Origin of the sequence: Lactiplantibacillus plantarum, assembly GCF_014131735.1 — a bacterium.
Classification (GTDB): domain Bacteria; phylum Bacillota; class Bacilli; order Lactobacillales; family Lactobacillaceae; genus Lactiplantibacillus; species Lactiplantibacillus plantarum.
This window is the reverse complement of record NZ_CP039121.1, coordinates 656,851-673,489: the sequence shown is the minus strand read 5'-3', so window position 1 is coordinate 673,489 and position 16,639 is coordinate 656,851. Positions and strand designations below refer to the sequence as shown.

The window sequence follows — 16,639 nt, the reverse complement described above, 5'->3', positions numbered from 1 at the left end:
GAACTCGTTGATATTTATGAAAGATAGGACTGGTTTTATGACAACTTTAGCTTATAATGGCGAGACAGCAATTCCTGCACTCGCTCAGCAGCGTCGACACCAAGCTCATCACGCGCTCGGTACCGACATTGATTTGACCCTTTTTGGTAGTGATAGTGACCAGTACCTACAAGCTGCTTGCGATCTTATCGACCAATATGAAGACCGCTTGACTGTCAACCGGACTGTTTCTGAGGTCATGGCAATCAACCAGGCGGCGGGCCAACACCCCGTTCAAGTGAGCGCCGCCACCTATACACTCGTTCGGCAAGCTGTCGAACTCAGTCGACAACATTTTGGTTTCAATGCGTTGATTGGTCCGCTCGTGAAACTCTGGCACATTGGTTTTACTAACGCGCACGTCCCTGAACAGTCTGCAATTAACGAACGATTGGCCTTGATCGACCCCGAAGCCGTCATTTGTAATGACGCTGATTTCAGTGTGCTTCTCAAGGTCACGGGAATGGAGCTGGATCTAGGCGCAATTGCCAAGGGCTACATTGCCGACCGCATTCAAGATTACTGGGAAGCATTTGGACAGCGGGCCGGAATGATCAACCTAGGTGGTAATCTGTTAATGGTGGGGACGTCCCCACTTCATCCGGATGGGCAATGGCGCGTTGGTATCCAAGATCCCACCACTGACCGCGGTAACGCGATTGCCAGCGTTACGATTGGCCCCTGCTCGGCCGTGACCAGCGGTATTTACGAGCGGCACCTTGAATTTAACGGCCAGTCCTACCACCACATCTTAGATTCGCAAACGGGTTATCCCCGACAAAACGACCTTGAAAGTGTCACCGTTTTCTCGAAAGCTTCCATTGATGGTGAAATCGAAACGACGCGGCTCTTCTTTGCGGGCCAACCGATTCCCGATTGGGCAACTCAGCGACCCGATATTTACGGCGCCATTTTTGTGACTAAACAGCGTGAGCTTCAAATCGTTGGCTTATCACCTGAACAAGTTACCTTACTCGATGACCGGTTTACAATAATTTAGACCACAAAATAAGCTAGGTCCTCCAAGAAATTAACTTCTTGAAGGACCTAGCTTATTTTATGGTCCACTTACAGGCTAGCATTTAATTTGCAGTTGACTTTAGATGCGGTACGTTCGACATTAAAACCATTTTAATCAAGCACAGCTAAATGGCAAAAATATAGCCGTTTTAGTTAAAATAACGCGACCTAATCCGCTGGTAGCTTAGCCTCTAAGCGATCAATAATCGCACGGACATCATCCGTTGTCTTCGTCTGCATTAATTCATTGCGCAATTCGGCCGCATGACGCATACCGCGAACATAAATCTTAAAGAAGCGTTGAAGCGGTGCGAAATGCCCTTGTAGACCTAAGCCAATAAATTGATCATACAGATCTACTTGATACCGTAACAATTCTAGCATGTCACGCGTTGAATGAGGCTGGGGAATCGGTTCAAAAGCGTATGGGTTCTGAAAAATACCGCGGCCAATCATGATACCATCGACTCCTGGATGGGCTTTGGCAAGCTTCAGACCAGCCTGATAATCCAGGATATCCCCGTTAATTTGTAATAGCGTCGCTGGTGCCAAAGTATCACGCATTTGAACTAAATTATCAATTAACTCATAATGCGCTGGTACCTTGCTCATCTCCATCTTCGTGCGCACGTGAACCGTTAACACGGGAACCTGCTGTTGCAACAAAAATGGAATCCAAGTCTCGTACTCATGCACATCGTCAAAGCCCAACCGCGTCTTAACACTAACGGGAAGCTCTGCTTGACGTGCGCCCTCAATCACTTCTTTGGCACGATCAAAATGTCGGATTAAATCACTACCACTATGATTTTTAATGACCGCCATATCTGGGCAGCCCATATTAAGATCAATGGCTTGATAACCTTGATTCTTCACTTCATGGGCCGCTTTCGTAAAGTCCTCACCACTATTGCCCCAAAGTTGAACGATTGGTCGGGGCGACTCGGCCTCATCAACATATAGTCGTCCCCGCGTTGTAAACTTAGCCTTCGGGTGGGTAATGCTTAACGCATTCGTAAATTCAGTATAAAAGACATCGGGGGCCGCAGCGCGCATCACGACCCGGCGAAAAACGGAGCCGGTCACGGCTTCCATCGGTGCTAAACTAAAAAACGGTCGCTGGGCGGCCTGAGCTTTGGCCGCGATCCGTTGCCAATATGGCGACTGCGTCATAGTTATTCATTCCCTTCTAGATAATAATCACTTATCCATAATAGCGGTGTTCCACGTTGAAGCGCAAGTATTTTGGCGGCCGCACTGATATAATTCGTCAATCACAAGCCAAAATAAAAGTCCGGCGTTAACCGGACTCGCAATAATAGCTAAGTTGATAAGTTTAATTGTCGCTTTAACGAATTAAAACCAGTGCCCACAGCAATAGTCCAATAACGAGTACCAAGTTTAACAATTCCATCCGCAAATCAGCGAACTTCAGTGAGCTGAATGAGATACCGGCAGTTGTATCCATATATCGGAAGAAAATCCCACTTAAAACTAAACCAACTAACAATACAAATAGAACCATCATTCCCGTCATCATCATCACAAACTCAACTCCTTATTTAGTAAAATTCTTGGGCTCTTTGAAACCATGTTTATAGTAGTTCAGCAGCTACTTTCAAGCAAGTATTTCCGGCCGAAAAACTGGCGTTCTTAGCATATTATTATTAACTAAACGATACCAATCATTCCCAGCAAAAAAGTTCTTTCAGGAACAACTAAAACTCCGAAAGAACTTTTTTAAATCGCCATTAATTCCGCCGTCAACTTAGTCGCTCAGACTAAAGTAACCGATTGGACTAGTCTTGCACTTCGAAATAATCATTGAGAAATCGAATTGTGCCCACACACTTGTTAATTAATCAGTTGTTTTATGGCGCCGTTGTTGCTTGCTAAAACCAAATAAGCTAGTTGCGGCCAATAATACGAAGCCCAATACGGTCAAAACTCGATTGGTTTGTTCACCAGTCTGTGGTAACGTGGCCGTTTTAGTTGCGGTCGTTGGCACCGTCTGCTGGGTCACTGGCTTAGCCATTGCCGGACTCGTCGTCGTCCGCAATACCGTTGTGGCTTGTCGTGGCTGCGTCGTAACAACCCGCTGCGCTGTTGGGACGGAAGCTGAACTTGACTGATTAAGAGTGGGCTTGGCCGGGGTCGCTTGTGGTGCCGCCGACTGATTAGTGCTGGTTGACGTGCCAGTTGAATGACTAACGACTGGTCGTTCGCCCACAGGTTTTTCAGTCATTGGCTTTTCGGCCGCTGCTGTTAAGGTTGCCAAGGTCCGGGCGCGCACGGTCGTTAATCCAGCTTGAGCTTGGGACAATTCCCGCTGTGCAGTAACGACCTGATCTTGAGTACCCGCAACGCGCTGCAACTTAGCTGTCACCGCTGCTTTCGCCTGATTAACTGCTGCTTGGGGCTGAACAATATCATAATCTCTTTGTGCCATTTGGAAGTCGCGGCTCGTGCCACTGACTTCAATTTTGGCGTTGGCTAATTCTTCTTCTGCCATCATCACGTGCTCATTAGTCTTATCAAGGTTAGCTTGTGCCGCTGTTAACGTCTCTTGCACCGTTTTCAGCTTTGCCTGAGTAGTTTGTAACGTGACTTTGTTGGCCGCACTGTTATCCTTATCGAAGTTGCTCTGGGCTACTTGAACAGCAGCTTGTGACTTAGTCACTGCCGCTTGCGCCGTCGTTACCGCAGTTTGGCTTGTCTTTTTAGTTGCCAATTGTTCATCAAGTGCTTTCGTTGCCTTGACGTGCCGGTCAGTGGCTGCTTGCTTAAGTACGCCCATATGCGTCTGAATCTTTTGATTCTTGGCTAACATTTTGTTGGCAGCGTCTAACGTGGTTTGCGCCGCTTGCAGATCACTCATAGCCGTTTTGACTGCCGTAGTAGCCATGGTTAATGCTTGCACCGCTTGCGTTACCTGGTAGTGGGCCGCCTTAACAGCTGGGTTATTTTCGACCTGACTTGCTAAACTGACCGTGCCATTCATCCTTACTGCCTGACCGGTTCGAGTGTTAGATTCGGCTGCATGTACCGTCATTTTCTGGGCCATGATGCCCCCTGTTAACATGGTGATTCCCATCACTATCTTAAGCGCTTTTGACATACTAAACTAATCCCCTTTTAAAAAGTATTGCCCAGCCATGACCAGCATGATGATCAATATGAAACTGCTGGAACTATTTCATTTTGCCGGATTCAATTTCAAAAGCAAGGAAAGCTAGTGATTCAGCGTATTTGTAATCACCAACCACTCAACAACTTTCATCCACATCACCAAAATAATTATATCTAGATGTCATTACTGCCTCCCTCAACACGAGTCCCCATCCACAATTAAACGGTAACGAATAATCATCACCGCTAACAAATGTTAACCCGCACCATGATTTTATTAGTGACCCATTCTCAATAAAAAAAATAACTAATATTTCGATTACCGTAGCGGCCTCACAATATTGATACTAATTTATACCGTTACTTAATTAGGCGGGCCTCGCCATCGGTGTTAGAATAGAATTTAACCTAAAGAAAAGTGTGACTGCTATGACCATTAATGACCTCCAAGCATTCGTGATGGTGTACGATTTACGCCACATTTCTAACGCTGCCGTAGAACTCCACTTATCACAATCGGAATTGTCCAAACGAATGCGAGCCCTTGAGAACGAACTGAACATTAAACTACTAGATACACACAACAAGCGCCGTCTACAAATCACGCCAGCTGGTGAAACGTTCTATCATCATGCGCATAAAATGATTACAGACTATGAGACCATGATGCACGATTTGGCACCGAATCGGCCAACGACATTTGCCAAGCTCATCATTGGCGCCATTCCAATCTCAGGTCAATATAACATTGCCAAAAAGATCGCCACTTTTGATACTCAGCATCCTGATACTGAAATCAAAATCATCGAGGATGAGGGCGACCAAATCGTCAAACGGTTACTGAGTGGTGAGCTGCAAGCGGCCATCATTCGCGATACTCAGACGACCCAATTGCAACCCACCGAATTTCAAAAACAACCACTACTCGCTGACGAACTCAAAATTATTTTACCGCGTGATCACCCCCTAGCTACCCAGCCAGTCATTCGGATTCAAGACTTAGCGCGGCAGAAAATTGCAACGTTACCACCGGGCTCCGGTGTTTACGAACCGATCAACGCACTCTTTGCTCAGCAAGGCATGACGCCCCAATTCTTCTTTGAAAGTACGCATATTGAAACGCTCCTGGGCATTCTCAATCAAAATAACGTGACTTTCTTATTTAAACAATCGGTACTTCCGTTCATGACTGAACACGTGGTCATGCGCTCACTCGCCATCCCGTTCATCAGTCAACTGAACTTTGTATATCCCCAGCGAACGGGGAACCAGTTACTCACCGACTTAATTGACTACTTGACGGTGACTGCCCAGGAAAATCAACAAGTTTAAAAAACACCCTTTCCATCCGACCAACCGGCCGTTTGAAAAGGGTATTTTTTAAACTTATCCGCTTATGCCAACCCAACGAGGTGGAACCAGAACATCTCAACTAACGCAACGACAAAGACAACCGCCGTCAGTGGGATTCCTAACCGCATCACGTCTTTTTGTGTGTAACCCCCACCAGTATCGGGGTCGCTTCCAACTAAGACAGCGAGGTTGTGGAACGGTAAAATATAATGCAAGTTTGTCACCGAGAAGACTAGTAACGATACGGCCAAGGGTGAAATTCCCATATGAGCCGTGGCCGCTACGAAGGCCGGAATCGTAATCCCCATCACCGCAATGACAGAACCCATGAACATGTGGATAATCATGGCAAAAACAGTAATCACAATCGCTAATAAATAAATATTAGTTGGCAAGTTGCTTGGAATCAAGGTCTTCGCAATCCAATTATTCATGCCAGTCACACCACCGACATTCCCGATTGCGATTGCCGAAGTCAAGAACACGAGCACGTTCACGGGAACACCTTCCCATGATTTGGCCGTCAAGATCCCGCCAACTACCGGGAGACTCATCATCAGCGCAACGATCAACGTCAACCAACCAACGTCCAAACCGGTGATCCCACTCGTTAACCAGAGTGCAATCGCAATGATCAGCCAAATAATTGTTCGAACTTCCTTCCCCGTCATACCACCCAACTGGGCTTGTTGTTGCTTTAACGCTTCCACATCGATGTGGACTTCCTGACTAGGCTTGAAGAGGAATAAGAACAGAAACATGGTTAAGATGGCCGCAATGATCATGGGCACGCCCATGTAGATAAAGTAAGAGACAAAGTTGACGCTTTGACCAGAGGCCTGTACTGCCAACGGATTTAGTGACGTGTCACCAGTATAAAAGACCCCGGATAGTGGACAGGACGCAGCAAAGACAGCGAGGCCTAGCTTAGCCAAATCGCGTTTGGGCATCTTCGCCGTTTCCGCGACCACCGTAATGACGGACATAATCATGAACGCCCGAGGCCATGGATGGGGAATCAGGAGTGCGAGGATAAAGGTCAGGGCAAAAATCGAAATCACAATCCCTTTCCAACTCCGCACAAACTTGATAATGAATGCGTACGCGATGCGTTGACCCAAACCAGATTCATTAACCGCTCCCGCAATCAAGTACGCCCCAATCACGAGCCACATAATTGAACCAGTCCACGCCGACGAGAAGACCTGTGACGGTGTCGCCACGTTCATAATAATGAGCAACATTAAGTAAATCCCACCAACGAACGCGGGTTGCGCGATTTGGGTGGCCCACCAGACGACCGTCATCAAACTAAGTGCCAAGTCCATCTGACCCTTAGCTGACAAGCCGGCAATCGGCAAGAAGTAAATAATGGCAAATACGGCGATTCCGCTGAAAAAGCCAATCGTTTTCTTGTTCACGAGCTACATGCTCCCTTCAATTTTGACAGCAAAAAGCCCCCCGACCAGCACACTTCCGTTGGTCTGGCGGCTCTTTGTAAGATTAAATTTTGGTTCAATGCGATAAAAATACGCTCATCAAGTGCAATGGATGACGTTACTTCAAATACTTCTCCCAGTCAGCCACTTTCATGAATTGGGCCCGTTCAAATTGGTCCTTCATATCGAATGGTACGGTGCCATCAATCACTAGTTTAGAACTCATCCCACGGAAACGAATCGACTTTGGATCATATTGTGGGCGTTCCGATGGGTCCAACGGATGATTCCGCATGCCTGATAAGACCATCAAGTCCTGATCGGCTTGGAAACGGGTATTCATCGTCCAAATCACATCATTCATATCAAAAATATCAACATCTTCATCAACCAGGATAACAGTCTTCAATTCCTTAAAGGCTGAGAACGCAAGCAAGGCAGCTTGCCGTTGAATTCCTTCATCCGCTTCATTATCCTTGTGAATCTGCATGATGGTCATCAACTTACCACCACCAGCCGGCGGATTATAAACATTCGTCACTTTACCAGGAATGGCACGGTTAACCAATTGTAAGATACTAGCTTCAGTTGGAATTCCCGCCATGCTGACATGTTCTTCGGATGGTCCAATCACGCTTTGCATGATGGCATTCTTCCGATGAGTCACCGCCGTCACCTTAATCACTTGTAAAGCTGGGTTGGCGTCACCATCATAACCCGGGAATTCAGGCATCGCCTTGCCCGTATGCGTATTGATATCTTCCTGAATACGTTCGTTAGGCATAATGTACCCCTCAAGCGTATATTCAGAACGCGCAATCGCCTTTTCATCGACGGTCACCCCGTCAACTAATTGAACAGCTTGGTTCCGAATCGCACCAGCAACACCTAATTCGTTATAACCGAATGGCGTGGTCGGTGGTTCGAAAGTTGCACCAATCGTAATGGCTGGATCCAAACCAATATTAATTGTAATTGGCATTGGCTTGTTAGCTTTCTCATACTCTTCCGCAAACGCACCAATGTGCCGACCGCCAGGCATGATATAAATCCCTAACTTATCCTTATCTTCAAGGACCATTCGGTGAATCGTCACATCACTCTTAGACTTGTCCATGCTTGAGCCAAACACCACACCGACCGTAATATATGGTCCAGCATCTTGGGGCGTATTCGTTGGTGCTGCCACTAACTTACGAATATCAAAGCCTTCATCCGTCGCTTTATAAACGACATCGTGAGCTGGCGCATCCGCTTCAGCAACCGTTTCTGGCGCCACTGGATTAGAGACTGCTTCGTTCAAGTATTGCCCTAACGTCTGATAATCGTGGTGGAACATCTTACCAACGCGCCGGCGACTCGCCATCAATCCAGTCAAGACCCGCGTATCAGGAAACCCCTTAACGTTGTTAAACATCATTGCTGGACCCTCTTGCGTTGGCCGTTGAACGGTCCCACCAGCACCGATATACCGATAAACACCAGAAAGTTCCGCATTTGGATCAACTTCGACGTCAGTTTCATGATAGTTCTTTGGATCATCCTTGATCTCATCAAGCACGCGACGCAAATCCCATGGTTGTTCTGCCATTTCATTCATCTCCCTTAAAGTTTACAAGACCATCATACGGCCACTCGTAAGCGGGTTCAATTCGGATTGCGCAGATATGTTATTCGTGAATGGAATAATACAACTAAACGCATTAGGTCGATGATTGTTATGTATTAATTATGATTGAAACGTGCCAAGTTTAGATTGTTATTCGTCAGCCGGTGCGCGTCCTATTCCGACCTCCGGGGCTGGGTGACAATTGCTGGAACGTAGCCGACGTCGATTTGAGCTAACGCCCAACCCGCGTCATCTCAAATACGAGTCTTATTCTAAGCCGGAAGTACCCCACTTCCGACTAAGAATAATTTGGCTACTGAGCATTGTCCACCCAGCCCCTCCGGTCGGGAAGTCGCTCGAATGGCTAATGAACGACCACCGAACTCGGTACAATTTGTCGTTGGCTATTTTGATTAAACAAAGCATTAGGTGTATTAAGCCCTCTGTCAAGAGCTTAAATCTCACTACACCAATTCAGGATTAGTGAGCTATCTCAATATCATTTTCACCCTGACAGTTGATTGACAAAGTTATTGTTTATGAAAAACAATGACGAATTCACCAAAAGTTGGGTACGCACATGTCCGCCATTCGAACACTGTTCCGACTGGAAGGCGTTTCAGCCAATGCTCAGCGGTGAAATTCCACTTAGCAAGCGTCCTTGGCTTGGTTAGTGGAAGACCAGTATTTAAGACGTGGGTTGCGGCTTAAATCTGTGTCCACCGCGTTCCAGCAATTGGCAGAAATGCCTGGAAGTCGGCGTAAGACGCGCCAACTAAGCAATTTTACGCTAACTCGAACTTTTTCCAGCGGGCCTAAGCTGGCTGCTTTTGACTTTGGAAATCAGCACGTTTCAATCATAATTCATGACTAACGAACCGGCACAGCATTTAGCCGAGTCGTATTTTTAATGCGTGACATGTCGTTTATTGTGCAAACTGGGGCATTACTAAATAAATACGCCGTGTAAACATTGATAAACAGTTTAATCATGTTTATACTTTAAAATATGTTAATAATTTTTAGACTTTCTTAAGTTATTAACGATGATTAGTCATCAATAGCCTTATTCATCGATTAGCACTTATTATTCATATTCAAGTGACACGTCTTATTCAGAATTTTAACTCGATTGATAGTAGCGGCTATTTACTGTGAAGACTCCAGTAAATAGTTTTTTATTGTCGACTAATCAATCTATTTTTGGAGGAGCATCGGGGAATGTATAAACAGCACCAATTTTTTAAAGCCGCTGACGATCGTCGCGGCCAAGCATCGTTTTGTCCTAACTGTGGGCAAGCGGTGGCCGCAACGGATGAATTTTGTCCTAATTGCGGTTTTAAGTTGCACGCAACCACTGATCAGCCATCGCCATCAGTAAACACCGCGCAGTCAACAACAAGTTCGACGCGCAAGGTTCGACAACAACCCCAACGCCATATGCCAACTTGGGGTTGGGGTCTGATTGCCGTTATCGTTGTCATTCTGATTGGCGGCTATCTGTATGGACAGAATTATTATCAACCGCTCAATCAGCTCGACCGTGACTTAACCGCACTCAAGACTGGAAAAGGTTTAGCGAAGCAAGTAACTAGCACTGACCCATCACTCAAGATTACAAATGATAGCGTCAAGCCGATGGTCACTTACTTTAAAAACAATCGAAAATCATTAGCATCACTGGCTAGTTCGCTTAAAAGTCGTTCTGCGACTAATGATTACGGTATCCAGTTCGTTAAAACCGGTAAAGACTGGTTGTTTTTCGATAAGTATCAACTACAAGTCACTTCCGTTTATGCCACACTGGCGACGAACCACCGTAACGTTGCACTCAGCGTTAATGGTAAGCACGTCGCAACATCTAATAAAGCAACTTACGAGCATAAAATCGGGCCGTATGTTCCTGGTTCATACACCTTGACTGCCAAGGGAACGGTTAGCGGCCATCAGATTACCAATAAGGGCACCTATTACCTCCGGGCAAACGGCCAAACTTACGACTTAGATTTACGTACAATTTCCTTCACCGTTAATGGTACACCGAATACCACCGTTTATATCAATGGCGAAAATGAAGGAACGATTAACAGCAGTGGCACACTGGCGCTGAATGATATTCCCTGGTCTAATCGCATGATGTTGACTGGTAAATACAAAGCCGGTTCACAAACATTGACTGCCAAACAGACTAACGTTAGTGACGCTGAGGGTCAAGACGTGGACCTCAAATTTGCTGGTGTGATGAGTAAAGATACTGCCTCGGACTACCTGAACGGTATCTTCACCGCTGTCAGCAGTTATACGTCCACCGGTGACCTATCGGATGCTTCGGATTACGATGACCGCACTTTGGACGACTACTTCGTCAACGGTACCGATAACACTGACTACAAAGAACTGGTCCAAATGGCGAAGGGCTACTACGACAATGATGACGTCCTCGATGTCACCTATGAACCGACTGTCTTATCAACGGTTCCAGCAGCTAAGCAACAAAGCCAGATCACTTATGACGTCAAATATGACTTTACCAACTCTGAAGATGAACGCATTCAGGTCTTTCGTTACACCGCGACGGTCGAGAAAACCGGGGGGCACTACAAGATTGTTAAAATCACGCCGGCCCAAAAAATTCGGTCGTACACTAAATCCGATGATTCTGATGATTAATGAAGGAGAATTTAACTTATGAAAAAATGTCCCAACTGCGGCACTGAGATTGCTGCCAATGCAAAGTTCTGTACCCACTGTGGTTACGATCTAACCAAAGCGACACCGGCCTCGGCAACGGCCAACGCCACTTCAGCCACAGCTACCCAAACAACGACTGCAACGACGCAAGCAGCTGTCCATACCAGCACAGCTTCAGCCAATCAACAACAATCGGCCAGCGCTGAAAAACAAGCAGCATCACGTTCAGCAGCTGCTGATACGACACGGACGGCTACTAACCAACAAGTCCAACAGCTGCAATCATCTGCTAAGAATTATTTTAGTTGGCTCTTGGCTAGCTGGAAAAATCCTAGCTGTGAAGTCCGAACTGAAAGTTATTTTAGTTACATTTCCTTTGTCATTGAAGCACTATTCATGACGTTGGCCGCTGTAACCATTAGCAATAAGTTTCTGACCACTGCCAATGACAGTCAAAGCTATTTCCATATTAGTAAATTAGCTTTTTCCACCGACTTAAAGATTTTCTTATGTCTCCTAATCGGCATGTGCTTCTACCTGGCTGTCGGCTATGTCACTTGCTTACTTGGCAGTCGTGGGACCAAAGTCGGCTTTACGACCTATATGAAACGCTTCGGTCAGTTAACCAATTACGCAATTATTGTGAACCTATTATTATGGTTTGCTTCGTCCCTAGTTAACTTCAGTGTTGATAACTTCTTTACCATTGCGGCTAGCTTCAGATGGTCGATTATCCTGTTGAGTGTCAGTGTCCTTGTCTGGCAATTAGGTTTGATCTTCGTCATTAACAAGTCGGTGACCCAACCATTAATTAGCCGCGTCTACCTAGCCCTTATTGCGGTTCTAGTCGTTAGCCTGCTGTTCTACTTTATGGATAAAATTATTCTGCAGGATTTACAGACTGCACTTCTCAGTCACGCAACTGACTTTGCCAATCAAATTGGTAACTTGTTCGGTAGTCAATACTAGTTGTTCGAAGGTATCACAAATAAAGCCTCGTAAATTAACGCTTATGATAATGCGTTAATTTACGAGGTTTTTTATATTCATTAGATTGAGCAAATTAATTTGTAACCGATAACAGGGTGCTACTCGAATAGTGTCCGCTTGAGCTGACGGCTAACACCGTAACCCACCAGAATAATCGTTATTAACCATCCGGCCGTCACTAGTGCTTTCCCGATTGCGATGATTCGGCGCATCGTCCCACCTCCAAAATGAGTCGCTGGTTCAGCCATTACGCACTCAACCGATGACTGACCGATAGTAACTCACTAACCAATAAGTTTTCAGTTGGCGTCAAGCGCAACTGTTTAGTAAAAATATTATAAGTCACGTCATTCGTTAACCGCTTAATTAGCGCATGATCAAGCTGGGGCGCCTGTTTCAATTGTTGGTGTGCCTTCAATAGTGCTGCCCGAATTTCTTGATTCGCCGCAGTTGGTGCTAATTCTTGATATAAATCTTGAATGATTCCCTGTACTTCACTTTTCACGTTGCACACCTTACTTTCAGAAAACTAACTACTCTTAGTATAGGCGTCTTCCGGTAAAAGATTAAGGTTATTTTCATTGAACATTAAACTAATTTATCCGCACCGCCTTTAAACTCACCAACGTTAACTAACCTAACATTATATTAATTGGCGTAAGTCATCATTTAAACGCGGCCAGTGCTAATTGGATCGCGGTAGCGCGCGCATCGCCGCTAAAGCGATGGCCACCGTCCTGAACCCAATGCAACTGACTGTGCTGATAGACCTCATGATACTTTTCAGAAGCCTGTGGCGAGACCACCGTGTCGGCCGTAACGTGAATCAATGTCACCGAACCGTCATACTGCTGAGCTACCTCATAAATCGGCAACTGTTGCGCGGTCCGCAAATAAAAGCCACCAACTTTAAGGCCATCACGAATATTCAAATAGGCCGGAATATGTTGTGGATCATAGGTCGCACCTTGTAGAACACCTTGTTGCGCATCGGACTTTAACGTTGCGGCCGGCGCCATCAAGATCAGTTTGTCGACCACGTCTGGATAATATCCTGCTAACATGCTGGCTACCACCCCGCCTTGCGAATGCCCTGCCAAGACAATGTGGTCATAATGTAAGGTCAACGCTTCATCTAAAACTGCTTTAGCGTCCGCAATCTCATTAATCACTGTCATATCTTGAAACCGACCTTCACTACAGCCATGACCATTGAAGTCAAAACGCAGAACTGCCAAGCCGTGAGCAACTAATGCTTGCGCCAATTGCGGCACAAATTGGGTCGTATCATATCCCATATCGGCCGTAAACCCATGCATTAAGATGACTAGCGTTGAGCTCGGTGCCGCCGGAGTCTCCAACCTTGCCTGTAACGCCAGCCCATCCCGTTTAATCTTAAATTCCATCGATGTCATCTCACTTATTCATTATTCATACCTTTAATATAGTGGATTTACGTCCCATTTCATAGTCCTGAGCACTCACCCTATCCTGAACAAACAGCTAACACTATACAAAAAACCTGTTTCCATGACCTTCACATCAGTCATAGAAACAGGCTCTTAATATCGGCTGGACATCAAACGATTTCCAACTGTAGCTGCTGCGATTCGACCCACTTTGCCGCAACTAGAATTCGGTACAGCACGATTGAAATAACTGCTGGCATCAGCACCCCAGTCAAGAGATAGACCATAAAACTGTTAAAGTTCGTCGATGCTAACGAAATCGGTGCAATTAACGAATTCAATCCTAAGCCGGCCAGCTTGTAACTGGTTGAAAAATGAAAGGCAATCGTCGCCACCGGGGCGGCAATAACCGCAGCAACCATTGGTGGAATCGCTAACCGTGGATTCACCAGCAAGTTTGGAAATTGGACTTTAGGCGTGATAATCCCCTGCGCGATATTGGCCCCCAAGTTATTTTGGCGAAAAGACATAATCGTAAAGCCCACGAACTGGGCGGTTGTTCCAATTAAGGCCGCACCCGATGAGACGGGATCTAACATGACCGCCACCGCCAATGCGGCCGAAGACGCAGGTGTCATTAAAAATAACGCCCAGGCAAGTGAAACGGCCATCGAACCGATCAACGGGTTGACCTTCATTGAAGTCGCGATGAACTTGCTCAGCCAGACCAACGCGGGCGTCGTTACGGCTGCTAACCCGAGACCAACCACCGCACCGACAAAAGTGGCCGCTAACGGGACCAACATCATATCAAGCGGCGTCTTACCAGTTAAATAATTACCGATCAGAACCGCGACTAACCCAGCCGCAACGGCCGAAATCGGTTGACCGGTGGTAAAAATCGAGCTCTGAGCTGCTTGGGCCAACGTATGCCCCGTCGCTGTGACGCCGTTAGTTGCGGACTGAGAGAAAAAGACAGCGTTCGCCCCGATCGTCGACGAAATCATGGCGCTAAACGTAACTAACGTGTTGCTGTTGAGCATCGTGGCAATCGCGACTCCAAATGCCGGTCCCAATAACACTTGCGCAATCGCACCGACTTGGTATAATGCCGTCCAGTGAACAAAATTCGCGAGTGACTGCAATAACAATCCAATCCCTAAACAAACTAAAATAGCATTAGAAACACCTGCCGAAACTTTATAAACGTAATCCATGGTACTCATCTTATGTGTCGCGGTAGCCGCGGTCGTAGTTGCTTCCATATGTAGGCCTCCATTTAAATTAATAAGAATATGATTAGATAAAAATGAGAATAGCTACATTTAACCACGTGTTTTGAAAATTGTCAACGTATTTTCATCACATTATCGTTGCCAACTAAACGAAAAGACCAGCCAGGCACGATGCCCTCGCTGGTCGCTTTCACTCATCGTATTCAAATCATTGGCACAAGCCATCAATCCAGGAAAATAAATCGCCTAAATCATAGTCACCACTGTGGGGAATATCCCACGGTAGCGCAAAATCAATGCCATAACCATGATTTTCTAACATTATTGCTAGAATAATCGGGATTGCAAAACTCGTATCTCGGTCGGCCGCACCGTGGCGAATCCGCCAGTGCTTAGCAACTTGTGACGAAGTTGTCGTTAAGTAACTGAGCGGATTAATCGCCTGAATCAGCTCAGCGTCCGCTAGTTGTGCAGTCACCGTACTTCGCGTCTGTGCCAAGGCCGTAAAGTGCTTGGCTTTCGCCGTTGCATCGCCAAATAAATTATTCTCTGGACTCGTCAAATCTAATTGGTCAAACGCCGGGACGGCTTTCATGCGAGTTAACGACTTCAAATAAGCTGATAAATCCAAGTCCGTCACCTGATTTCCAGTAACGGCAAAGCCTGCGTACTTATGAATATCCGTCCCTTGATCGAATGCCGTCTGAGCAGATGATATCAATAATTGGCGAACAACATCACGAAATGAACCCATTCCCGCCTCATTAAGCGTCAAGTGCGTCCCGTCACTGGCCGTGAGTTTCAACTGGTTCAAGTAAGTACTGAACTGGGCTTTTAACGCCAACGAAAGGGCCTGTTCTTCAACTGTGAGCTGACCACTAACCGGTTCAAATTTTGGTCGCCCATTCTTGGTCGTCCCCGCAACAGGCTGATAACGGTGCCAGTCATTAATACCATTAAACTGCCACTCGTAGGCCATGTCTGCGTGTTCCAGATTATGAATCGGGCAGTAAGCTGACACCGCAAAGATATCGTCAGTCGCCGGTGCTGCCCCGAGCGCAGTTAAGGCTGGTTCAAAATAAGCCGAATTGCCACTCGCACCCGCTAAAGCCGAAGTGGCACCCCCAGCACTCGTTCCATTCGTGATGATCCGGTTCGCGTCACCTGGCAGCCGGCCCTGATTATACTTAACGTAACGGATTGCCGCCTTCATATCTACGATAAAAGCCGGCGCTTGCCCGACCCGTTGCCCAGACTTATCAACCGTCGTACGACCGCGAATTCCAGCGGCCACCACAACGTAACCGCGTTTAAGTGCCTGTTGAATCGTCCCTGCATTCGTCGGCCAAGTGACACGTTGCGGATCATCCGCCGGTCCTGGCAAATAACCGCCGACCGTATTCGGCATCAGAATTGGCGCCGTTGCCCGCTGATAACCATTGACTGAACTGCCATGCAAGTATGCGGCTGGTACAAAAACGTTTAGGACCTGAATCGCTGCGACTGGATGCTGAACGTACTGAATATTACGGGCAGCATAATATTGAATAGCCTGCCCGGCAACTTGGACCTGTTCCGGCACCAGCCAGTCAGCATCAAAAATCAATCGGTTACTCATCTTGTGACCTCCATTTCTATCTATTCGTTACTTTACCCCCATTATCCAGTTAAAATCAAATCGAATTGCGCAACCAGTTATGCCAATTGCGACTAATAACGATTAAC

General features: G+C 46.4%; 14 protein-coding genes. 4 read left to right on the top strand and 10 right to left on the bottom strand.

Features of this window, described 5'->3' with window-relative positions:
* Positions 1-37 precede the first annotated feature (37 nt).
* Positions 38-1,039, top strand: a complete 1,002-nt coding sequence (locus E5260_RS02975) for an FAD:protein FMN transferase (protein WP_011101977.1) — start codon at positions 38-40, stop codon at positions 1,037-1,039.
* A gap of 188 nt (positions 1,040-1,227) precedes the next feature.
* On the opposite strand, the gene E5260_RS02970 is transcribed toward E5260_RS02975, so the two are convergent.
* From E5260_RS02970 to E5260_RS02960, 3 genes are all read right to left on the bottom strand, one after another.
* Positions 1,228-2,232 (bottom strand): tRNA dihydrouridine synthase, encoded by a 1,005-nt coding sequence (locus tag E5260_RS02970; protein ID WP_003642208.1) that lies wholly within the window; start codon positions 2,230-2,232, stop codon positions 1,228-1,230.
* Positions 2,233-2,407: 175 nt separating this feature from the next.
* Positions 2,408-2,602, bottom strand: coding sequence for a hypothetical protein (locus tag E5260_RS02965; RefSeq protein WP_003642209.1), 195 nt, complete (start codon positions 2,600-2,602; stop codon positions 2,408-2,410).
* A 315-nt stretch (positions 2,603-2,917) separates the two neighbouring features.
* Positions 2,918-4,177, bottom strand: coding sequence for an LPXTG cell wall anchor domain-containing protein (locus tag E5260_RS02960; protein ID WP_003642210.1), 1,260 nt, complete (start codon positions 4,175-4,177; stop codon positions 2,918-2,920).
* 440 nt (positions 4,178-4,617) lie between these two features.
* On the opposite strand from E5260_RS02960, the gene E5260_RS02955 reads away from it, so the two are divergent.
* Positions 4,618-5,520 carry a LysR family transcriptional regulator gene (locus E5260_RS02955; RefSeq protein ID WP_003642212.1) on the top strand — a complete coding sequence of 301 codons (903 nt, stop codon included), beginning with the start codon at positions 4,618-4,620 and terminating at the stop codon, positions 5,518-5,520.
* A gap of 62 nt (positions 5,521-5,582) precedes the next feature.
* On the opposite strand, the gene E5260_RS02950 is transcribed toward E5260_RS02955, so the two are convergent.
* Both E5260_RS02950 and E5260_RS02945 read right to left on the bottom strand, forming a co-directional pair.
* Complete coding sequence (locus E5260_RS02950; protein ID WP_003642213.1) at positions 5,583-6,962, bottom strand: SLC13 family permease; 1,380 nt, start codon at positions 6,960-6,962, stop codon at positions 5,583-5,585.
* 136 nt (positions 6,963-7,098) lie between these two features.
* Positions 7,099-8,571 carry a UbiD family decarboxylase gene (locus tag E5260_RS02945; protein WP_003644796.1) on the bottom strand — a complete coding sequence of 491 codons (1,473 nt, stop codon included), beginning with the start codon at positions 8,569-8,571 and terminating at the stop codon, positions 7,099-7,101.
* A gap of 1,239 nt (positions 8,572-9,810) precedes the next feature.
* Between E5260_RS02945 and E5260_RS02940 the strand changes: the two genes are divergently transcribed.
* Positions 9,811-11,259, top strand: a complete 1,449-nt coding sequence (locus tag E5260_RS02940) for a zinc ribbon domain-containing protein (protein ID WP_003642216.1) — start codon at positions 9,811-9,813, stop codon at positions 11,257-11,259.
* 18 nt (positions 11,260-11,277) lie between these two features.
* On the top strand, positions 11,278-12,249 hold the full coding sequence (locus E5260_RS02935; protein WP_003642217.1) for a zinc ribbon domain-containing protein: 972 nt from the start codon (positions 11,278-11,280) through the stop codon (positions 12,247-12,249).
* A 119-nt stretch (positions 12,250-12,368) separates the two neighbouring features.
* Here the strand turns inward: E5260_RS02935 and E5260_RS02930 are convergent, their stop codons facing one another.
* From E5260_RS02930 to E5260_RS02910, 5 genes are all read right to left on the bottom strand, one after another.
* On the bottom strand, positions 12,369-12,518 hold the full coding sequence (locus E5260_RS02930; RefSeq protein ID WP_003642218.1) for a hypothetical protein: 150 nt from the start codon (positions 12,516-12,518) through the stop codon (positions 12,369-12,371).
* Positions 12,518-12,775, bottom strand: coding sequence for a bacteriocin immunity protein (locus E5260_RS02925; RefSeq protein WP_003642219.1), 258 nt, complete (start codon positions 12,773-12,775; stop codon positions 12,518-12,520). The genes E5260_RS02930 and E5260_RS02925 overlap by 1 nt, the downstream gene beginning before the upstream one ends.
* 160 nt (positions 12,776-12,935) lie before the next feature.
* Positions 12,936-13,676, bottom strand: coding sequence for an alpha/beta hydrolase (locus E5260_RS02920; protein WP_003642220.1), 741 nt, complete (start codon positions 13,674-13,676; stop codon positions 12,936-12,938).
* 173 nt (positions 13,677-13,849) lie between these two features.
* Positions 13,850-14,944 (bottom strand): PTS transporter subunit IIC, encoded by a 1,095-nt coding sequence (locus E5260_RS02915; RefSeq protein WP_003642221.1) that lies wholly within the window; start codon positions 14,942-14,944, stop codon positions 13,850-13,852.
* Positions 14,945-15,122: 178 nt separating this feature from the next.
* The gene (locus E5260_RS02910; protein ID WP_003642222.1) at positions 15,123-16,532 is read right to left on the bottom strand and encodes a subtype B tannase; all 1,410 of its coding nucleotides are present in this window, start codon (positions 16,530-16,532) and stop codon (positions 15,123-15,125) included.
* Positions 16,533-16,639: the final 107 nt, after the last annotated feature.